The 20181-nt window shown below is 57.1% G+C and carries 25 protein-coding genes and 2 pseudogenes; 16 read left to right on the top strand and 11 right to left on the bottom strand.

Annotated features, from left to right (window positions below):
- Positions 1–187, bottom strand: a pseudogene (locus OP495_RS11895) (hypothetical protein); the annotation flags it as partial.
- A gap of 46 nt (positions 188–233) precedes the next feature.
- Here OP495_RS11895 and OP495_RS11900 point away from each other — a divergent pair.
- The 5 genes from OP495_RS11900 (at position 234) to OP495_RS11920 (ending at position 2656) form a co-directional block, all read left to right on the top strand.
- Positions 234–416: a hypothetical protein gene (locus OP495_RS11900; RefSeq protein ID WP_280569465.1), complete on the top strand. Its 183-nt coding sequence runs from the start codon at positions 234–236 to the stop codon at positions 414–416.
- 147 nt (positions 417–563) lie between these two features.
- A complete protein-coding gene (locus OP495_RS11905; RefSeq protein ID WP_280562092.1) occupies positions 564–905 on the top strand; it encodes a helix-turn-helix transcriptional regulator in 342 nt (113 codons plus the stop codon).
- Entirely contained in the window at positions 892–2136 is a 1245-nt protein-coding gene (locus tag OP495_RS11910; RefSeq protein WP_280569467.1) for a type II toxin-antitoxin system HipA family toxin, read from the top strand. The genes OP495_RS11905 and OP495_RS11910 overlap by 14 nt, the downstream gene beginning before the upstream one ends.
- Positions 2137–2207: 71 nt before the next feature.
- Positions 2208–2462: a DUF4258 domain-containing protein gene (locus OP495_RS11915; protein ID WP_280569469.1), complete on the top strand. Its 255-nt coding sequence runs from the start codon at positions 2208–2210 to the stop codon at positions 2460–2462.
- A gap of 2 nt (positions 2463–2464) precedes the next feature.
- Entirely contained in the window at positions 2465–2656 is a 192-nt protein-coding gene (locus OP495_RS11920) for a DUF2283 domain-containing protein (protein ID WP_246975113.1), read from the top strand.
- Positions 2657–2722: 66 nt separating this feature from the next.
- Here OP495_RS11920 and OP495_RS11925 read toward each other — a convergent pair.
- The 3 genes and pseudogenes from OP495_RS11925 to OP495_RS11930 all read right to left on the bottom strand — a co-directional run.
- Positions 2723–2971, bottom strand: a pseudogene (locus OP495_RS11925) (type II toxin-antitoxin system YhaV family toxin); the annotation flags it as partial.
- A 12-nt stretch (positions 2972–2983) separates the two neighbouring features.
- Complete coding sequence (locus OP495_RS18815) at positions 2984–3076, bottom strand: flagellin (RefSeq protein WP_348521311.1); 93 nt, start codon at positions 3074–3076, stop codon at positions 2984–2986.
- A complete protein-coding gene (locus OP495_RS11930) occupies positions 3076–3234 on the bottom strand; it encodes a hypothetical protein (protein ID WP_280569471.1) in 159 nt (52 codons plus the stop codon). The genes OP495_RS18815 and OP495_RS11930 overlap by 1 nt, the downstream gene beginning before the upstream one ends.
- A gap of 804 nt (positions 3235–4038) precedes the next feature.
- Here OP495_RS11930 and OP495_RS11935 point away from each other — a divergent pair.
- Positions 4039–4521 (top strand): hypothetical protein, encoded by a 483-nt coding sequence (locus OP495_RS11935; protein ID WP_280569473.1) that lies wholly within the window; start codon positions 4039–4041, stop codon positions 4519–4521.
- A gap of 332 nt (positions 4522–4853) precedes the next feature.
- Here OP495_RS11935 and OP495_RS11940 read toward each other — a convergent pair whose 3' ends face one another.
- From OP495_RS11940 to OP495_RS11955, 4 genes are all read right to left on the bottom strand, one after another.
- Complete coding sequence (locus OP495_RS11940; protein ID WP_280569475.1) at positions 4854–5120, bottom strand: integrase core domain-containing protein; 267 nt, start codon at positions 5118–5120, stop codon at positions 4854–4856.
- A gap of 64 nt (positions 5121–5184) precedes the next feature.
- A complete protein-coding gene (locus OP495_RS11945; RefSeq protein ID WP_280569477.1) occupies positions 5185–6318 on the bottom strand; it encodes a hypothetical protein in 1134 nt (377 codons plus the stop codon).
- A 429-nt stretch (positions 6319–6747) separates the two neighbouring features.
- Positions 6748–7050: a hypothetical protein gene (locus tag OP495_RS11950; protein WP_280569478.1), complete on the bottom strand. Its 303-nt coding sequence runs from the start codon at positions 7048–7050 to the stop codon at positions 6748–6750.
- 66 nt (positions 7051–7116) lie between these two features.
- Entirely contained in the window at positions 7117–8427 is a 1311-nt protein-coding gene (locus tag OP495_RS11955; protein ID WP_280569479.1) for a FliC/FljB family flagellin, read from the bottom strand.
- Positions 8428–8641: 214 nt separating this feature from the next.
- Between OP495_RS11955 and OP495_RS11960 the strand changes: the two genes are divergently transcribed.
- The 6 genes from OP495_RS11960 (at position 8642) to OP495_RS11985 (ending at position 15232) form a co-directional block, all read left to right on the top strand.
- A complete protein-coding gene (locus OP495_RS11960; protein WP_280562085.1) occupies positions 8642–8878 on the top strand; it encodes a DUF2835 family protein in 237 nt (78 codons plus the stop codon).
- 138 nt (positions 8879–9016) lie between these two features.
- On the top strand, positions 9017–10528 hold the full coding sequence (locus OP495_RS11965) for a hypothetical protein (RefSeq protein WP_280569480.1): 1512 nt from the start codon (positions 9017–9019) through the stop codon (positions 10526–10528).
- A gap of 73 nt (positions 10529–10601) precedes the next feature.
- Complete coding sequence (gene lpoB / locus OP495_RS11970; protein WP_280569482.1) at positions 10602–11204, top strand: penicillin-binding protein activator LpoB; 603 nt, start codon at positions 10602–10604, stop codon at positions 11202–11204.
- 13 nt (positions 11205–11217) lie between these two features.
- Positions 11218–12747 (top strand): DUF6844 domain-containing protein, encoded by a 1530-nt coding sequence (locus OP495_RS11975; protein WP_280569485.1) that lies wholly within the window; start codon positions 11218–11220, stop codon positions 12745–12747.
- On the top strand, positions 12747–14048 hold the full coding sequence (locus OP495_RS11980; protein ID WP_280569487.1) for a CsgG/HfaB family protein: 1302 nt from the start codon (positions 12747–12749) through the stop codon (positions 14046–14048). The genes OP495_RS11975 and OP495_RS11980 overlap by 1 nt, the downstream gene beginning before the upstream one ends.
- Positions 14049–14227: 179 nt before the next feature.
- Positions 14228–15232: an adenosine deaminase gene (locus tag OP495_RS11985; RefSeq protein ID WP_280569489.1), complete on the top strand. Its 1005-nt coding sequence runs from the start codon at positions 14228–14230 to the stop codon at positions 15230–15232.
- 345 nt (positions 15233–15577) lie between these two features.
- Here the strand turns inward: OP495_RS11985 and OP495_RS11990 are convergent, their stop codons facing one another.
- The 3 genes from OP495_RS11990 to flgA form a co-directional block, all read right to left on the bottom strand.
- The gene (locus OP495_RS11990; RefSeq protein WP_280562079.1) at positions 15578–16030 is read right to left on the bottom strand and encodes a flagellar protein FlgN; all 453 of its coding nucleotides are present in this window, start codon (positions 16028–16030) and stop codon (positions 15578–15580) included.
- A 40-nt stretch (positions 16031–16070) separates the two neighbouring features.
- A complete protein-coding gene (flgM, locus tag OP495_RS11995; protein ID WP_280562078.1) occupies positions 16071–16364 on the bottom strand; it encodes a flagellar biosynthesis anti-sigma factor FlgM in 294 nt (97 codons plus the stop codon).
- Between the two features lie 138 nt (positions 16365–16502).
- Complete coding sequence (flgA, locus tag OP495_RS12000) at positions 16503–17219, bottom strand: flagellar basal body P-ring formation chaperone FlgA (protein WP_280569492.1); 717 nt, start codon at positions 17217–17219, stop codon at positions 16503–16505.
- Positions 17220–17430: 211 nt separating this feature from the next.
- On the opposite strand from flgA, the gene flgB reads away from it, so the two are divergent.
- The 4 genes from flgB to OP495_RS12020 are packed head-to-tail and all read left to right on the top strand — an operon-like array spanning position 17431 to position 20173.
- Positions 17431–17853: a flagellar basal body rod protein FlgB gene (gene flgB / locus OP495_RS12005; protein WP_280569494.1), complete on the top strand. Its 423-nt coding sequence runs from the start codon at positions 17431–17433 to the stop codon at positions 17851–17853.
- Positions 17854–17862: 9 nt separating this feature from the next.
- Positions 17863–18270: a flagellar basal body rod protein FlgC gene (flgC, locus tag OP495_RS12010; RefSeq protein WP_280569495.1), complete on the top strand. Its 408-nt coding sequence runs from the start codon at positions 17863–17865 to the stop codon at positions 18268–18270.
- Positions 18271–18281: 11 nt separating this feature from the next.
- Positions 18282–18989 carry a flagellar hook assembly protein FlgD gene (locus OP495_RS12015; RefSeq protein WP_280569498.1) on the top strand — a complete coding sequence of 236 codons (708 nt, stop codon included), beginning with the start codon at positions 18282–18284 and terminating at the stop codon, positions 18987–18989.
- A 53-nt stretch (positions 18990–19042) separates the two neighbouring features.
- Positions 19043–20173: a flagellar hook protein FlgE gene (locus tag OP495_RS12020; RefSeq protein ID WP_280569500.1), complete on the top strand. Its 1131-nt coding sequence runs from the start codon at positions 19043–19045 to the stop codon at positions 20171–20173.
- Positions 20174–20181 lie beyond the last annotated feature (8 nt).

Below are 20181 nucleotides of genomic sequence, written 5' to 3' on the forward strand. Positions count from 1 at the left end.
GAAACTGACGATATCCTAGTTGTGCATCTTGCGGAAGACAGCATAAGCGTCGTGCTTGCTGCGCAAAGGCGCTGGTGGTGGCGGGACGAATGTTTTCCGGATGCGCCTGTAAATCGCGCTCCAGAAACGCCAGAAAGCTAGCCACCACAGGGCCTTGGCTGGGCTCATCATCGGCACGCGAGAGCACGACAAATCAGCAGCGGGGCCTCTCGGACACGCCGGTGGTGCACATCATGGATGAGGAAGCAGGCGTGATCGCAGCTGCTGCAGACCGGCGGGATCCGGTCATCGGGCTCCAACTGGAGCCACAGCGTTTGGGCATCCAGAAACTCATGGTGGGCGACGGTGAAGCCTTTCCAGAACAGGTTCCAGGCGCTAGCATTCATGGCGGCGGCGGTATCCAGGTGAGGGGCTGAGGTTTGTGGTGAACATCAGCTGATCCGGATTTACCGCCGTCTCTCTATCCTGTCTGTTTCACGCTAATCTGCGAAGAACCATTTTTCTTGCCAAAATGACCAATATTTTATACTTTAACTACTTTATGCCTAAAATATTGGTCAAAAATGCAGACGAAACGCCAAACACTTTCGCCCCGCACATATCACGCGCTGCAGCTATTCGCCAATTTGATCGAAGAGGCCCGGCGCCACAGGCGCTGGACGCAGCGTGAACTGGCTGAACGCATCGGTATCAGCCGGGCAACGCTGCAAAGCCTGCTGAAAGGCGACCCATCGGTCGCTATCGGCAGTTACTTCGAAGCCGCCACGCTGCTGGGAGTTCCCCTGTTTGGCACCGATTCGGGCAATCTCGCGGACCTCGCTCAACAGCAGCAGCAACGTATGACATTGCTGCCTGGCAAGACCGTTCATCGCAATGAAGAGAACCTACCCGATGACGACTTCTAACGATCGAGCCTACGTGTGGGTGTGGCTCCCCGGAAAAACCGAGCCGGTCGCTGCCGGTTTACTGCAACACGAGCAAGGTGGCTATCGGTTCCTCTATGGCCGGCGTTACCTTGAACGGGACGATGCGATTAGCCTATTTCCCGATGAGTTGCCCTTGCGCCGTGGTGCCCAAAGGCTGGCAGGCGGTACATTGCCCTCGGTATTACGCGATGCAGCCCCGGATGCCTGGGGCCGACGAGTAATCATCAACCGCTTGACCGGCAGGAGCGGCGCCGATGCTGATCTGGTGACGCTCGATGATCTCACCTTCATGCTGGAATCCGGCTCCGACCGAATAGGCGCTCTTGATTTTCAGGCCAGCGCAGAACATTACGAGTCTCGTGGGGAGCTGGGCGCGAGTCTGGAAGACCTGATGGAAGCAGCCGAGAGCGTCGACCGTGGCAAGCCATTGCCCACGGCGCTTGCCCAGGCGCTGCAACACGGCACCAGCATTGGCGGCGCTCGGCCAAAAGCCCTGATTGGCGACAACGCGCGCAAGCAGGTGGCCAAGTTTTCTGCGTCAAATGATCTCTACAGTGTGGTCAAGACAGAATTTGTCGCCATGCGTCTAGCGCATCTAGCCGGTCTGGACGTTGCCAACGTCGAGTTGCGCTACGTCATGGGGCGCGACGTATTACTTGTCGAGCGGTTCGACCGCCGACTATCTCGGCAAGGTTGGTTACGCTATGCGATGGTATCGGCCCTGACGCTGTTAGGGCTGGATGAAATGACCGCTCGCTATGCCAGCTATGAGGACCTCGCCCATCAGGTACGCGCTCGCTTCACCGAACCCCGTGCGACACTGCATGAACTGTTCAAGCGCATGGTGTTCAACGTGCTGTGCGGTAACACCGACGACCACGCTCGGAACCACGCTGCATTCTGGGATGGAAAAACCTTTACGTTGACCCCGGCCTATGACATTTGCCCACAATCGCGGGTTGGAGGTATCGCATCACAAGCCATGCGCCTCGTTAGCGATGATAACAGCAGCCAGCTACGCACCTGCCTGGCAGCCGCACCGGCTTTTCATCTCGAGACCGGACAAGCTCGAGAGCTTATCGACCGGATGATCCAGACGCTCGAAAGCCAATGGGACGCAGTCTGCGACGACGCTCAACTGCCCTTTGTGGACCGCCAATACCTGTGGGGCCGTCAGTTTCTGAACCCCTTCTCCCTGGAAGGCTATTGAAGCTTGCTGGCTTCGTAATGCTCGACCAGAGTCAGTAGAATTATGGTCACCATACAATGAGGTGAACCTTGATGTTCTGTCGGCGCTTCGGTTTGGATGTATATGTTACCCGGCATGCACGTGAGCGTATGGCTCAGCGCGGTATGACAGAAGTGCTGCTCGGTGAGCTTCTGGAAACCGGCCAGATGCGTTATAAGGACGATACGCGGCTATGGATCGCCAAAGCTATGGAAGGGCGCAACGATAATTTGGTATGTGCCGCCGTGGTACTTGAAGATAGGCTGGTCGTCAAAACCGTCATGCATCATTTTCAGCGGGAGGAATGACCATGCGCACCACGTACGATGAAACTGACGATATCCTAGTTGTGCATCTTTCTGAGAAGGCCGTTGCGAAGGAAGTCTCGCAGGATTGGAATACCCATGTTAGCTATGCGGAAGACGGCTCTATCGTGGAAATTGTGATTTTGGACGCATCCAAGCAGGGCGCATGGCCTTTGTTGCGCAGCCATGCGGCCTGAGGTGATGCGGTTATTCTATGAATCCAGGGTGGGAGGGAACTTGTTCCCGATGGTTCTTGCCACCCTTCACCGCGTCGCGTTCGCGTCTAGCAGTGCTTGGATGCGTTCGTCATCACCGCTGGCCGCTTGCCACAAGTCACCCCAGCTATCCGGCGGATTGCCGTTCTCAAGCATCTTGCGGAAGACAGCATAGGCGTCGTGCTTGCTGTCATAGGCGCGTTGGGTGGATTCGTCGTTGACCCAAGCGTAAATGAGAATCTTGCTGGCGAGGTCGTAGCGAAAGAACAACCGGTATTGTTGGTAGAATTTTGCGCGATGCCCGCAGCATCAAGATGGCAATAGCGATAAGACCGTCTGCGGCACTTGGTTGGCCTGCGCTAGCATGGATTGAGATGCTTGTTGGATGACTTGCTGCTTCATCAGTTTTGAGCTTTCGTCGGCTTGTCGACGGCCCACAAATGCGCTTTGGCGACGGTGTCGGTGAGAATCTGCGCGGAGCGGGTGTAGTTCTCGAACGGGAACAGCGACTCCGGCCCGACGCTGGTTTTTCCGTCGGGGTCGGACGCGGTACAGACCACACCGATGACCGCCGTGGAAATGGTACGGATAGTGCGGGTACCGTCATTGATTTCGATAACGCTATTGGTCGAGTGCCATGGTGGCTCCTGCGCAGGTTCAGCGAGTCTTCAAAAAAGACGTGAATTCACGCAGGTATCGTGCGGGGCCCGGCATAGTAGGCGAAGCGGCGGCGGGTGTGGGAGCCTAACTCCACACCGAGTAGCACTCTGATCAACTATGAAATAAAGCCAATAACACCGGCTCGCTAAGGCGTAGAGAAACCCCCAGTCCCACCAAAAGGATCAGCGAACCGAGGCAGAATCGGATGAATGGCGAGGCCGGTAAGTCGAACTTGAACCAGAGCCATTGGATGCTGGCTCTACCTGATCTACGATGTGCCATGCAATACCCCTCATGTTGAAGGCGCGCCAACGCCTGATGCATTTGAAGCCTCGGTCCCCACGACCGGGGCTTTCTTCATTGGTGTCGTGTTCAACGTGACATGCGTGGGAAACTCCAGCGTGTTGAACGTGTGGAAGAATCTTACTGGTTATAGGATCACTGAATTTTTTACAGCCTGACAGGGCCTCGTGTTTTTCTAGGTGAAGGTCGAGGCTTTGCTTCTGGCGAACCAATCATGACAGTGAGTTACCTTATCAATAAGGTTTTAGGCGAGCAGGTTGAAGGCCACGAAGAATAGGTTCATCGAGTTTTCCGCCTTATGGTTGGGCTGCCAAGTCAGGTGTTGTGCATGAAAGGTAAAGCATGACTGACCGCTGCTGCGATGGGCGAGCGGCAGGCGTTGTGGCGTCGTGCCATGCCAAATGGGTGATAGTTTTCAGGAAGGGGGATTAAAGATTTATAAAATTCAGCCGATATGTAATATATATTTATATAAAGGTCGGCTGTGCTGTATGAGTGATACTAAAGAAGTTACAACGAAAGAAGAGTTGAACAATGCTGTCAAAGCCGGTGAGCCTGAGATACTCATCGTTGGCGATCTTGCAGATAAGGTCGCGAAAACCAGAAAATTGGGTATGCTTTCTGGTTGGCGTAAGAAAGTATTTCTCGCTTCAATAGCATCAGCTACAGCGGCGACAGCTGCTATACCATTCACTGGAGGCACTAGCTCTACTGTAACGGTTGGTATGGCTGCCCCTGCTGCCGCCCTAAGTGGTATGGAGATAGCTACTATCATTGCTGCTGTCACGATCGGTGCTGGAATGTTGATAGGATTGCACAAAGATTATGAAGAAATCGAGATTGGAGCTGGTAAGTTAAAAATGCGGAAAAAACAAAGAAAATAGTTGTTATGTTCTAAAAGCCCCGCAACCGGTGGGCGCTTTCCCTCCAAAATGGCGTGTAAACGCTACCACTCCACCGCTTCAATCCCTTCCCGAACCTCGGCATCGAGCGCGGCGGCCACGGCGCCCCAAGGTTTTGTGGGAGCATAAAAGAGCCCGCCCCGGCGGGCATATTGTAATGCCCCCCTGGTTTCTGCACACCCTACGCCGTTAATGCGGGGTGTGCTCGGGGTGCCACGTAGTCCAGAGACTGATGTGGCCCGTTCTTCGTTGTAATACCGTATCCAGCGATTGATCACGCCCCTGGCTTGGCCCAACGATTCGAAACGGTGAAGTCAGATGCACCCCTCCTTCAAAGAGCGGAAAAAGCGTTCCACGAGCCCGTTCTGTTCCGGTGTATACGGCGTCGTGAATTCCTGTGTGAGGCCATAGGCTTTCACCGTGCCCGTGTAGTGGCGACTGCTGAAGACGAGCCCGTTATCGGAGCGAAGTGCTAGCGGTTGCTGAAAGCGCCCCAGCGCCCCCAGTCGATAAATCAGTGCTTCTTCCAGGGCAGCCTTGCGCTTCGTGATCCACCGCTGGATGGGGTTATCGTCGCTCATCCTGTCCACTTGATGACTGCACGGAGTATAGTGCAGTCTTGGCGGGAGCTCTACGAGATGGAGTTTAGTGTAACCTTGCTGTAAACCCTCGATCTTTGTCTACCTGAATAGGGCTGTACGGTAAGAAATCCTTCACGACCTCTGGGTTCGGATGGCCTGGTTTTTTGCGTTTTGGGTCTGAGCAGAAGATGCTGTATAAAGGATTTATCCTGCTGGATAGGACGTGCTTCCAATTTTTTTTAGCTCCATGATGCATTACTTGGAAGAAGCCTATGCTGTCAACTCGTTCTTTTCCAAGGGTATCGGCGAGAAGGGCATCTTGTTTTTCTGTGGTGTGTAGGTAGCCGTCTCCTGTGTATAAAATAGAAGGCTTGTTTATATTTGTGCGCCAGCAGTTATTTCGACAGGAGATGCAAGAAAATATTGGCCCTATTGATATAATTCTTCTTTTTAATAATTCCCTTTTCAATGGACCGATGTAGAGGAATAAAGAGATTACGTTTCTTTTTCTAGAATTACTCCCAAATGTTTTGTCATAATTGTTTTTAATGTAAAGTAAAGTTTCTTGCGATGGTGAGGATAGAAGCTTGCTTTTCAGCTTTTCCACCTCTTTTTTAAACCTTTTCCCCGGTGGTATGGTTAGTTCTGAATCGTTGTAAGGGATGAGCTCACAAGTTTTGTTGATTTTTATGGGGGATCCGGGAGGTAGTATATAGGCGGAGTTTCTAATGCCCTCTAGGTCTTCGTCTTCGATAGGGGCTATATCAGCCTCTACGGGTAGAGAGAAATTTTCTTCCATGTGTTGCGGAATAGTTTTCATATCCGCATTACGGCCGCTCTCGGAGCCCGATTGAACATATATTAGAATTGGTATATTCTCTGGCGATTTTTTTTCTACGTACCTGGTCGGAGATATAAGAAACTGCGTGAGGCTACTGTTCACGCCTCTGTTTTCTTCAAATGCAATTAGTAAACGTTGCCACAAAGGTAGGTAGGGGAGGACTATAGCTCCTACTTCCATTGTATTAATGAGTTTTACCAGGCCGCTAATATGGTCTTTGTCAAAGTGTGATATAAAAGCTATGTCCACTCTTTTGTTTTTTGTCTTTCGTGTTAGATCTTTTATCTGTGTGTCAAGAAGACTAGCGGAAGATACTGTTCCGCAATCATACACCCACCTGAAATCTTTGCTGTCCATGCTAATTTTTCCCGAGCAGAAAAGGCCTTGCCCAACAGGGTGGAATGTGTATGTGATATTTAAATTATTCATTTTCTTGCCTTGTCAATTTATAGTATTTTATTAAAATCTAGCCCAAGAACTAAAGTTTTCAGGATGATAGTGGTTTTGAATCATTATTTTTATGGGTAACTAAATATTTTGTAGGATCCAGATAAATTAATATATTGCACTCAGGGTCTGTCTCTCCGGGGAGTGTCAATACCTAATATTTAAATTAGGTAATATTAGGTTTTTTGTATTGCCTCCCTCGATTCTGCCTTCAGGAAGCTGATGTCGGTTACGCTCAAAGAGCATTGTTACTTATCCTAATTAATAACTCAAAGGCGTTGTGTGTTCGCTGCTTGAAATAACGATTTCAATCTTCGAGCCTGTATATAGTTTTAATTATCAAGACAAAGAATCGAGCTCTTCGTTGTATTCTTTTTGGAATTGTCGTGTTAAGTAATCGTATCCATAGTCTGATTTTGAAAAGCGCAATGTTTCTCCCAGGACGCTAGCCTCAAATACAATTCCTTCATTTGTATCGCTGGTGACTGTTACTTCATGCCATCCTATGTGTTTAGCCGGGGTTATATTAAGGTTGCTGACTTCTCTATGAGCATGATCTTTGCTTGCCTCTGGCACGATATAGGTTTTTTCTTTCTTAGTGGTGTTGACTTCTATTTTATAGAATTGCGCTTTTGTTGCCATGTTTGAAGTTCTCCTACAAAAAGGGCCGGCCGAAGCCGACCCTTATATTCACTGTCTAGCGGGAAATTACCCCAGCAGTGACAGGGCGTTCTGCGGCAGCTGGTTGGCCTGGGATAGAACAGAAGTACCGGCCTGTTGCAGGATCTGGTTTTTGGTCATGTTGGAGACTTCATCTGCGTAGTCCGCATCCTCGATGCGCGAGCGGGCGGAGGTGATGTTGGTCTCGGTGGTGCTCAGGTTGGTGATGGCAGAATCGAAGCGGTTCTGCATGGCACCCAGCTCGGAGCGCTGGCTATCAACTTGACCCAGGGCGCTGTCCAAAGCCGCCAGCGGGTCGTCGGTGACCGTGCTGTTGTCTACGCTGGTGGCTTCGGTGGTGATGGCGCCGTCCGCGTCAGCGTACACGGCGTCACCAGAGCCGTCTTGGGCGGTATTGATCGTGTCGTCGGCCTGCGCGTAGTAGGTGCCATCTTCACCCGCTTCGGTGGTCAGGCTAGCATCGCCCGAATCCACGTACACCGCGTCACCGCCGCCGTCAGTGACGGCGCCGTCTGCTGAGGCGATTGTATAGCTATCGCCGCTATCTGTGGTTACAGAAACATCCGAGGTCGCGTTATCGATCTCTGTCTGCAGCTCAGCGCTATCCGCGAGGCTACCACCGCTACCGTCCTCGTAGCTTCCGTCGCCTTGTTGGGTCCAAGTGGTGCCATCAATGTCGACAGCATCGTCTTGTACCAGAGTGCTTACAACATCGCTAGCAGCGGCGGCGTCGTTGCTCTCGTTGGTATATTCGGTCACACCGTCAGCATCTGTGTTACCGGCGGTGTAGCCGGCGTCCTTCAGAGTAGTAGTGGTGGCGGCGGTGTTATCCACTTCTTCACCGGCCACGTTAAAGCTGCCCAAATCCAACTTGTCCGAGTTGACTTCCTTCATGTTCAGCTTGATGGACTCGCCGTCGTTGGCGCCGACCTGAATGGAGAGCTCCTGGTCTTCGGCGAGGACCTTGACGCCGTTGAAGTTGGTTTCTTCGGAGATACGGTCGATTTCGCCCAGGCGCTGGTCGATCTCGTCCTGAATGGACGAGAGGTCGCTGGTGCTGTTGGTGTCGTTCTGGGCCTGAACGGTCAGTTCACGCACGCGCTGCAGGTTGTCGTTGACCTGGTTCAGGGCGCCTTCGGCGGTCTGCGCGACGGAGATGCCGTCGTTGGCGTTGCTCTGCGCCTGGCTGAGACCGTTGATCTGGCTGCTCATGCGGTTGGCGATGGCCTGGCCGGCGGCGTCGTCGGCGGCGCTGTTGATCTTCAACCCCGAGGAGAGACGCTCCATGGAAGTGGACAGGTCATTCTGTGACTGGCTCAGGTTTTGCTGGCCGATCATGGCCGTGATGTTCCTTCCTCTCTGTTTGGGCTCCATTGGCCCGCCGTCGGTAAAACCGGGGCTTGCCATAACGGCGCCGTTGGCCGTTACCTCATTTATCGGCGCAGGGGAAATTTGCTTTAGGGATGAATTACAAATTTTTTCAGGCGCCGTGGCTGGGTACACTTGACGCCTCTTCATTCACCCAGTCATTCATCCGGAGCTTGCGCTCGCCATGCCGTCGCTGGATATCATGCTCGACCTGTCCCTTGAGACCTGCCATTACCACTATGAAGGCGCCATGCAAACCGTAATTGCCACCAGCGTCGATGGGCGCCGGGTGAGCTTTCCCGCCACGGCGTTGCGGCGCATCGTGACGCCGGATGGGGCACACGGCGTGTTTCGGCTGACGTTTAGCGAGGAAGGAAAGTTCATGTCGATGGTCGCGGTACGGCGTTGGGAGGGGGAGTGAGTCGCGAGCGGTGCCGGCCGTGCCCTTCTTAATCCAAGTTAAATTTTTATTAGCTCTTGCCGACATTCAACAGTGTGGCACAGCACATAAATGACGAATGAACGGCCTGTTCCAACAGGCGGTCGGCAAGGGAATTCCATGAATCATATAACGCGAGGGGTCGTATTGGCGCTTCTGGCGGCGAGTGTGACGGGGTGCGCCTCGTACAAGCATCGCAACCAGATGGAAGCGTTCAATACATCGTATGTAGCGGGCGACTATGCGGCGGCGGCCAAAGCGATGGCGCCGTCTTCCTTGATGCCCGGAGAACCCGGCGAGGACGAGACGGTGCTGGAGCTTCTGCACCAGGCGGAGGCCTATCGCCTGGCGGGGGAGCCGCAAACGGCCATCGATCTTTACGATCAGGCCGAGGCGGGTATGAAGCTCAACGATACCGACAACCTGGCCGAGAAGGGGGCGGAGAACGCCCTGGCGGTACTGGTCAACGACGCCCAGCGGGATTACCAGCCGATGCTTTCCGAGGCGGTGCTGGTCAATACCTATAAAGGCCTGGCGTTTTTGCAGATGGGCAACGGTGCAAACGCGCGCGTTGAGTTCAACCGTGCTGATGACCGTACCCGACGTGCGGTAGCGGCGTTCGCCGAGGAGATCGACGAGCAGAAGGCGGCGCTCGATGAGCAAGCGGCGGAAGACGCCAACCGCGAGCAGCAGGCCATTCAAGAAAGCCTCGATAGCGAGGCGTTGCACGAGAGCGTCGCCCAGCAATATGGCGTCCCCTCGCAGTGGGCCGTTTACCCCGAATTCATCGTGCCGTCGGCCACCTACCTGCATGGCCTGTATTTTCTCGCCAGTGACGAGAGTGGCGATATCGAGCGTGCCGCGACCTCGCTCTCGCGCGTGGCGGCGATGGCCCCCGAAAGTGAGCCCGTCGCCGCCGACGCCGCACTGGCGAACGCCATTGCCAGTGGCGAGGCAAGCCGCGAGCGCCTGAAGAACCGAGTCTGGGTAGTCTATGAAAATGGCCTGGGCCCGGTCGCCGAGGAAAAGCGACTCGATGTGCCCTTGATTCTCTTCCATGGCAATACTCAAGCACCTGCCTACACGGGCATTGCCTTGCCCGCGTATGCCGATCGTCACGCGGTCGGCGATGCGCTGTCGCTGGTCGATACCCAGGGCCAGCGTTACGAGCCCGAGACGTTCGCCTCGATGGGCAAGGTCGTGCATACCGAAATGCAGTCACGCTTTCCCGCGATTCTGGGGCGCTCGGTGGCCTCGGCGGTGGTGAAAGCGCTGATGCAGAACGAGGCGACGGAGCGCCTGGGCGTGGCCGGCCAGTTGGGCTCGGCGGTTGTCACGGCGATGACCACGCAAGCCGATCTGCGTAGCTGGCAGGCGACCCCGGATCACTGGGAAGTGGCGCGTTTCGCACGTCCCGCCTCGGGGGCCATGACACTCGAGACACCGTCAGGGTCGCTGGGCGATCTGGATCTGCCCGATTGGCCTTACACCCTGGTGTATATCAAACGCCCCAGCGCCCAGGGCCCGGCCGACGTGTCCGTGATCGATCTGCAAGGCGAGCACGCAGGTACGCAGTACCGTATGGATGGAACGAAAACGACTCGGCTGGTGGCCGACACCACCGATATTTAATGGCCGAGATCCGATGAAAGCGCCTCTCAGTGGGGCGCTTTCTAGCGTTATATAACCTTTGAAGGAATGCGTGATGAAAACGTTGTTATGTCTTGTGAGTTTGCTGGCCTTGGTGTTGGCGGGGTGCGCGGCGCCGACGCGTTATGTCGATCCCGATAACGATCAGGGCGCGGTCTCGATGCAGCTCGATTACCGTGATTTTGCCAAGGCCTCCGACAAGGCGGTGGCGTCGATGCTGGCCAGCGGCGCGGTCGATAACCCCGCCGGCGGACGTTATGTGCTGGTGGTGAGCCGTATCGTCAATGACACTATGCAGCGCCTGGATACCGATCAATTGGTCAAGAAGATCCGCGTGCAACTGCTGCGCTCCGGGCGTGTGGTGACGACCACGGCGGTGGGCATCGACGGGCCCGAGGATGAGATGAACCAGCTCACGCGGACATTGCGGGACTCCGAGGAATTCGATCAGCGCGGCGTGGAAAAGAAGGGCACCTTGCAGGCGCCGGATCTGAGTCTTTCCGGCAAGATTCTCCAGCGCAATCGCCGCGTGGCGGATGAGCAGCAGGTGGAGTACTACGTGCAACTGACCTTGACCGACCTGAGCAGCGGCCTGGCGCTGTGGGAAAACGAAACGCAAGTCATCAAGCGGGGCTCCGATGCCTCGGTGGCATGGTAACCGGGAGCCCTTTATGAGCATGTTTTTGTCTAAATCGTTGCATACGTCGTTGTCTAAACCGTCGTATAAGCTGTCATATAAACCGCTTGTCGCCGCCATGGGCTTGGTCTGCCTGGCCTTGAGCCCGATGAACGCGTTCGCGCAGTCTGGCGAATCGAGTGGCGACACGGCCGCTTCTGCCGCCACATCGACAGGCGCGCCCGAGGCGCCAACGCAAGAGACCGCCGCGTCCGAAGAGCCTGCGACAGCGCAACCGTCAGACGCGCCACCGCCGTTCATAGCGGTCGATGAGGTGTCGAAAAGCGATCAATTGATCCAGCGTTTTCTTGACGACCATGATTGGCATATAGGACCGCACGCCGGTAATCCCGACGGTGGCAATCTGGTGGTGGCAACGGAAAGCATCGCAGCGGATCCATCGACCATCGATTTCAGTCAGGCGCGCTTGATCGCCACGGAAGAGGCCTTCCTCAAGGCGATGGGCAAGCTGGTCTCTCAGGATGCAGTGAGCGTCGGCAAGACCATGGCGGACCGCTTCATGCAAGATGGTTTGCCCGAGGACGTCAAGGACACCACCGGCCTGGGGGCGTTGGGCGAGGCCGTGGCCAGCCGCTTGGCCGAGAGCTCGGTTCAGGCGCTCAACAAGGTCATCGAAGAATTGGGCGGCGACCCCAGCCAGTTGCCTCAGCTCAATATCGCCGAGCGCAAGCAACTGCTGTATGACGAATTCGTGACCTCCACGACCTGGCAGGCGATGGGCCAGTTGTCGGGCGTCGGCGTGTTCGGGCTGGTGGAAGAGACCGGCGGTGACGGCCCGGTGAATAACGGCTCGGTGAGCATCGTCGTGGTGCAGTCGCCGCGTTTCAGTGAGCTCGGCCGTCAGTTGCGTAATGGCAGCGGCGCGCCAGCGCGGGCGTTGCCGGTTTCCGCGGTGATGGAAGACTTGCGTCCCAACTTGGATGAGGGAACGCCGATGCTGGGGATGTTCGGCGTGCAGCCGGTTGTTAAAGAGGGGCGTTTCGGGCTGCTGTCGTTCGGTATGAGTGCCCCGGCGCTGGTGCGCGGCAGCATGGAGGAATACGAGATCAGTGCCGAGATGGAAGCGGCACGTCAGAGCGCCAACCTGATGGCGGATGGCTGGCTGGCGCAGTTCGCGACGATGACGGTGCAGGGCCAGAAGGAAAGCAGCAAGCGCAAGCTGCGCGAGCAGGTGCGTGAGACGCGTGGCGACGGCACTTCGCGCGTGCTGACCCAAGAGGGCATCGGCCGCATGGTGCGCAACGTGATGCGCTCCGAGTCGCAGGCCAACCTGAAGGGCGTGCAGACCATCGGCCAATGGAACGCGACCGATCCGGTCACCGGACACCCGTATCTGGGGTACGTCAAGTACTGGTCGCCGGGCACGGCCGCCAACGCTGAGGCTCGCATGGACGCGCGCGCCAATCCGGATGAAGGCGGTGCTGCGTCCACGTCTCCGGGGGCGTCCGATAGTCAGGCGACACCGGAAAGTTCGCGCTCCACTGGTTCGTTCGGGGAATGGTAATGGCGCAAGGTCGGGGAGTCATGTGGCGACTGTTGTTGCTGATGATCGGCGGTGCGCTGATGTGGACCATGCTCGCCGCGCCGGCCTGGGGCGGCGTCGAGATGCGCCAGGTCGAGGCCAAGGCGACGGGCGCCACGCGTGACGAGGCGATTTTCAATGCCCTGGGCGAGGCCGTGCGTCAGGTGCACGGTGCCAAAGTCGACGCCAGACGCGAGATTCGGCGCTCCATGCAGCGTACTTCGGTGCGTGACGAGCAGGGGCATTCCACGACCGTTGAGCAGTCGTCGCGCTATGACAGCGGCACTCGGGTGGAAAGCCAGGGGCTGATCAGCGGCTATGAGGTGCTGGGCGTGTCACCGGCGACGGGCGGCGGGCAAATGGCCCATCTACGTGTGAAGGTGCCGGTGTATCGCGCGCCCGGTTCGGCGGCGCAATCCCATCGCCAGCGCCTGGCGGTCTATCCGGTAGAAGTGGACGCGCCTCGGCTGCAAGTGGCCGGCGAGCGTCTGGCGCCGGGAGATGCCTCGCGACGACTGACGCAGTCCCTGGTGCGGGCATTCGTCGGCTCGCGGCGTTTTTCCGTGCTCGATCGCGACATGCGCAATGCCATCGACGCCGAGCAGCGTTTCGTGGCGTCGGGAAAAGTGCCGCTGGCGCAGAAGGCCATGCTGGGGCGCAATCTGGGGGCGGATTATCTGGTCACGAGCCGCCTGACAGGCATGGACATGGCGCTCGAGTCTGTGACCAATCCCGTCTCCGGGGAGCGTTCCCAAGAAGCCACCGGCGCCGCAACGCTGGAAGCGCGTGTCGTCGTGCCGGCGACGGGGCGAGTCATGTGGAGCGAGACGCTCAATGTCTCGCTGGATGATCTGGATATCGCGTCGAGTTCGGGGGATTTCACGCAGCAGGTGTTCGATGCTCTGGGAAACGAGCTGACGTTCCGTGCGCTGAATGTCATCTACCCGCTGCGGGTCGTGGAAAGCACGGGCGATGAGATTGTGCTCAATCAGGGCGGCGCCATCGTCAAGGTGGGGCAACGCTTCGGGGTATACGATATCGGTAAGCGTTACACCGATCCTTACCACGGCGAAAGCCTGGGCCCGCGCGAGAACTGGACGGCGGATGTCGAGATTACCCGTGTCACGGACAAGATCGCGCATGCGCGCGTCATCAAGGGCCAGGTCGAAGGCGACGGCCAGGTACTGCGTCGCACCGCCACCGGAAAAGAGGCAAGGGAGTCGCAGCGCGCGGCCCAGCGTGGCACGCGTGAGAGCGTATGCCTGCCGATGGACCCGTGCTGAATGAGCGAACGATCATCAGCAGTACCTAGTTAAACCGAGGCATGGCCTCGGTTTTTCATGCAGGGAAGAAGAGGCCGTAGCAACGACTGTCATCATTGGCATCAATCCATCCCTTGATGCATCCTTGACCGACTGGACAGCATGAGGTGCAAGACGCGATGACGACGAGCGAGACGGCGATGAAAGATTGGCTGCGGGCGCTTCCCAAGGCGGAGCTGCATCTGCATATCGAGGGGGCGCTGGAACCAGAGCTGATGTTTGCTCTGGCGGAGCGTAATGGCGTGACGCTGCCGTACGATTCCGTGGACGCGGTGCGCGCGGCGTACGATTTCGAAGATCTGCCGTCGTTTCTCGGGTTGTATTACCAGGGCATGGGCGTGCTGCACACGCAGGACGATTTTTTTGATCTGGCGATGGCGTATTTCGCCCGCGCCCGAGAAGACGGAGTGGCGCATGTCGAGCTGTCTTTCGATCCGCAGGCGCATGTGGTGCGTGGCGTGCCGCTCGAGGCGCCGTTCGAGGGGCTTCTGGCCGCGTGTCGAGAAGCGCGTTCGCGTTACGATATTTCCTCGGCGCTGATCATGAGCTTTCTGCGTGATCGCGATTCTTCTGAGGCGCTGGAGGTATTCGAGCAGGCGACGCCTTGGCACTCGATGATCGACGCGGTGGGGTTGGATAGCGCCGAGCGCGATCATCCGCCGGGGCGTTTCGCCGAGGTGTTCGCGCGGGCGCGTGCGGCCGGCATTCCCGGTGTGGCGCATGCTGGGGAAGAAGGGCCCGCCGCTTATATCCGCGAAGCCTGGGAAGCACTCGAGGTATGCCGTATCGATCACGGTGTGCGCTGCCTGGAAGACCCCGATCTGGTCGCGCGGTTGCGTGACGCGCAGGTACCGCTGACGGTGTGTCCGCTATCCAACGTCAAACTCAAGGTGACCGACACGCTGGCTGAGCATCCACTGCCCGCCCTGCGCGAGGCGGGGCTCAACGTGACCCTCAATTCGGACGACCCCGCTTATTTCGGCGGCGGCATGCTGGATAACTATGCCGCCTGCCACACCGCCTTCGACTGGACCCGCGACGACTTCATCGATATGACCCGTAATGCCCTGCAGGCCGCCTTCATGGCTGAGGAAAGGCGTGAGATGTTGCTGGAAAAGCTGCGGGGTATGGCGGCGCCACGGTAAAGGGCATTCTTGCCAGTTTCTTTAAGAACAATAAAGAAATCTATGCGTTGCTATACAACCCAAAAAGCAACTTATCTGATGCTTGGCTCGTGCCCACTTAAACGAAAAAAGCCCCGTCCAGGAGGAGGGGGCGAAGCTTAGTACGCAGAGTAGAGACTCGACTTGGAATGCAGCGTCATCTCAAGACACATTGTACCCTGCTTAGTTAGCGATCTTAGCGATGAAATGGGGGTATTAACCTACGTTAATCTTCGCGTTTGTGCAGGCTGTTCCGGTGCAGGCAGCGTAAAGATGAGGGGAGAAGCTGTCACAGTGCTTGGCAAGGGGCGGGAGTTGATACGCGTGCTATACCCGCGAGCTGATGCGATTGAGTCCTTTGTGACGTGAGCGTCCGTCGGCTTCATACATCGTGCTGCCGGCGGCTTCCTTCAGGAAGTTGAGCATACGCTGGTTCTGTTCCATGCGGTTCATGGCCAGCAGGCCATTGATGCGGTTGAGCTGACGCGCTTCTTCGCCGGTAGTGCGCAGTTGATGCCAGCTATCTTGTCGCTGCACCTCGGTGGCGGCACGTTCGGCGCCTTGGCGGCTTTCGCCGTGGCCTTGTTCTTGCAGCAGTCGGCGGCGTTCGGTGTCGAGCGTTTCCAGTTCGGCGGCGACCTGGGACTTCGCCTCGGCGAGGCGTTCCAGCTCGGGGCCATCGACCTCGCCCTGGGACAAGGATTGCCGCTCCTCGCGCAGCAAGGTGACGAAGCGCTGCATGGTGTCGAGTTGGCGATCCAGGGTTTCGGCGAGCGACATGGTTCCTCGTTCCTTTTTTAGCGAGTCTTCGGGCTAGGTATTAGCTCTCGGACGTGTCGCCGAGCAAGTCGCGGACACTGTCGATCAGGCCATCGGCGATTTTGCCGGTATCAAGCTCCAACTGGCCATCGCTGATAGCCTGGCGGATTTCGTCGATACGCGCGGTATCGATGTCCTGGCTGGTGTCGGCTTCATTGCTCTGACTCAGCGTGGTGATGCTTGCCGGCGAACCGGCTTGCGCGGTGTCACCACCACGCGGCGGCGTGCGCTGGGTGGCGTCACTCTGTTCGCTCTGTGAGGCCTGAGTGGGCGGATGCAGGTTGGAAATTTTCACAATTGAGCTCTCTTGCAGCGCGGGCTTGTACCCTGTATCGGCCACGGTGACAAAAACTGTAGGGCATTGACCGCACCTTTTTGCATGAGGTGAGCCACTGCCACGCTGCCTGCATTGTAGCGTCTGTCGACGTGTCTATCAGTAACGGACTGCGAGTCTTCCTCGTGCATCGACCTGGCCTCGAAGTACGTTTCCATCCGGCATGCGGGCGCGGATCGAGTCGCCTTTGCCACCATTGTTCAATGCCTCGCCTTCGCGCGTCACCGAAAAGCCCTCGCCGCCGGCAATGAGCGTCACGGATTCGCCGCGATGGACGAGATAAGGCTGGCGAAGCCTGTCACCGCGCAATGCCATGCCTTGGGCGAGGCGCTGAGTGACGACCTTGCCGATGGCTTGGCTGGGGTCATCAAGGGCATTGCGAGGGCGGCGCGAGACATCGGCGCGTTCCCAGTCGAGCATGTCGGCACTAAGGCGATCACCACGCTTGATGGCTGTGGACGCTACCAAAAAGCGCACGCTGGCGGAGACGGTGGCCTGCACATAGCGTACCTGCTCATCGTTGCTGCAACGTATGCCGACCATGACCCGCCCCTGTGGGACACCTTCGCGAGGTAGAAACGGCTGCGGCGAGTGGCATTCGGGAAGCCGCGAGGTATCGCTTTTAAGCTCGACCCCGACATCGTCTCCCAGGGATGCGGCCTGACTCATCAAGAAATGTCGGACGGCATGGGCGATGTCGTCATCCGGCGTCGCTAGCGCTGCGGGCGTTATCGCGAGCATCAGCAAGCCAACGAACCCGCTGAACAGGCACGTGCGGTTAAGTGCTCGAATTGCCTTGCCAACGATGCGCTGCATTGAGTGAACCTGAAAGAGTGCTAGATCGAAAGCCGATGGCACGATTCTAGTGCGAGACTGCAACAAGCAAAGGTGGAAATGGCGCTCAAATGTCGGCCTGTTTAGTCGTTTGCTGTGACGGCGGCGCGTCTATTCTGCACCGTGCACATTTCCCCATATCTCATGAAGGGGAACGAACCGCGACACGAACGCGATGACAGGGACACAGGGCATGATCGACAAGCTTTCAGGCTACCTGGATCACCATCAGGAGGCACTTAGCCTTCGCCACGAGCGCCAGAAGGTATTGGCCAACAATATCGCCAATGCCGATACGCCGAATTACAAGGCGCGCGATTTCGACTTTTCGGCGGAGCTGGATCGCGCCATGGAGTCTGGCGGGAGCGGCCGTGAAGGCGGCTTGTCGCTGACCACGACGTCCGCGCGCCACATTCCTGCTCAAACAGCGGGTGGCGGCGGTGTCCATGATCTGCTGTACCGCGTTCCTGAGCAGCCGAGCCTGGATGGCAATACCGTTGATATGGATCGCGAGCGTACCGCGTTCGCCGACAACGCACTGCGCTATCAGGCCAATACGACGATTTTGACGAGCAAGATTCAGGGCATCAAAGGTGCCATGCAGCCTGAAAGGTAAGGAATCGCTATGTCCATGTTCAGCATTTTCGATATTTCCTCCTCGGCGATGAGTGCGCAGTCGCAGCGCATGAATACCACCGCCAGCAATATGGCCAATGCCGATAGCGTGGCTGGCCCCGATGGCGAGCCGTATCGCGCCAAGCACGTCATGTTTCAGGCTCAGTCCCAAGGTGGCAGTGAGCTGGGCGGTGTGCGTGCGACCGAGGTGGTCGAGGACGATTCACCACCGCGTATGGAGTACCGCCCCGAGCATCCCCTGGCAAATGAAGATGGCTACGTGGCCATGCCCAATGTCGATCCGGCCGACGAAATGGTCGACATGATCGCGGCATCACGTTCCTACCAGGCCAATGTCGAGGTCATGAACACCAGTAAGTCACTGATGAGTCAGACGCTCACCATCGGACAAGGTTAACGGAGAGAGAGATGGCTAGCTCGGTAATCGGCAGCAATACGCTTGCCACGATCAACGGCACGCCCAATGCCAATGACGCGAACGAGACCCGTACCACGGGTACGAAGTCCTCGCAGGATCTCAACGACCGCTTCATGACGTTGTTGATCACCCAGATGCAGAACCAAGATCCGACGAAGCCGATGGACAACTCGGATATGACGGCGCAGCTGGCACAGATCAACACCGTCAGCGGCATTCAGGACCTCAACGATTCGCTGGGCGAGATCAACAATCAGATCGATGCCGGCAAGACAATGCAGGCTTCGTCGTTGATCGGCCAGGGCGTGATGGTGCCGGGCAGTACCGTGCGCGTGGGTGAAGGTGAAAATGGCGGCACCGTGGCCACACCGCTGGGCGCCGAGCTGGAAACGGGTGCCGACGAGCTCGAGATCACCATCACCAATGGCTCCGGCCAGGTGGTTCACCAGAGTGTCGAGGAAAACGTGCCGGCGGGCGTGCAGGCTTTCGATTGGTCGGGTACGGGGATGGATGGTAATCCCGTGGCTGAAGGCGCCTATAACGTTGAGATGACGGCCAAGGTCGGTGGTGAAGACGTCTCCGCCACGCCGCTCAACTACGCCATGGTGCAGGGGGTGACCTCTGGGGAGAGCGGGCCGACCCTCGACTTGGGAACATCCGATAGCGTCGCCCTCGACGACGTGCGCCAGATTCTTTGATCACGACTTACTCTTTGATGTTTTTACGACTTCTATAACGCGGGGAAGGGAAAATGGGCTTTTCACAATCATTGAGCGGGGTTAACGCAGCCTCGTCGCAGTTGGACACCATCGGCAACAATATCTCCAACTCGCAGACCGTGGGGTTCAAGAGTGGCACGACGCAGTTTGCGGATATCTTCGCTAACGGCCAGGGGCTGGGCACGCGCGTCTCGGACACGGTGCAGGACTTCGGTACCGGCAGTCTCGAAGCCACCGGGCGTAGTCTCGACCTGGCCATCGCCGGCGATGGCTTCTTCCAGTTTTCACAGAACGAGCAAATGGCGTATTCGCGCAACGGTCAGTTGACGATGAGCGCCGACGGCTATTTCGAGAACGCCCAGGGCGCACGTCTGACCGACCAACAGGGCGAAGAGCTCCAGATAGACACGTTTAGTCAGGCTGCTCAGCCCACTAACGACGCTAACGGCGCTAATGGTGCACAGGCTGAGTTCAACCTGGATGCCGATGCGGAGAGCTATAATGTCAGCGCAGGAACAGTGTACGACTCTTTGGGCGTTGATCATGACTTGCAACTTGAATTTACTAAGACAGCAACCCCTAATGAGTGGAATGTAGAGGGGGTTGTTGGCGAGTCTTCAGTTGGCACAGGGACATTGTCGTTTAACAATGATGGTTCATATAACGAAGATGATAGCGTGCCTCTGGAGATAAGTTTCAATCCAGAAAATGGTGCTAACGAGATGAACTTCGGCGTCGATTTATCAAATACGACACAATACGGCGCTGACTTCGAGCTGAGAAACTTCGCTCAGAATGGTCGTACCTCGGGCAGTTTCGTGGGCGTGGACATCACCGAGAACGGTGAAATCATGGCCAACTACTCCAACGGCAATAGCGGCGAAGTGGGCACCATCGGGATGGCCGACTTCCGCAATCCCGAGGGTTTGTCACCACAGGGCGACAACCTGTGGACGGCGACCGATGCGTCTGGCGCGGCACTGACGGGGCAGGCGGGCACCGGTCAGCTCGGGAGTCTGGAATCGGGCACCGTGGAAGCCTCCAACGTCGACCTGACGCAGGAGCTGGTGGACATGATCATCGCCCAGCGCAACTTCCAGGCCAACAACAATGCCATTCAGACGCAATCCGACGTCATGGAAGCGGTTACCAACTTGCGTTAACGCCTAAG

The sequence above is a fragment of the Chromohalobacter sp. 296-RDG genome (genome assembly GCF_029889885.1).
GTDB lineage: Bacteria > Pseudomonadota > Gammaproteobacteria > Pseudomonadales > Halomonadaceae > Chromohalobacter.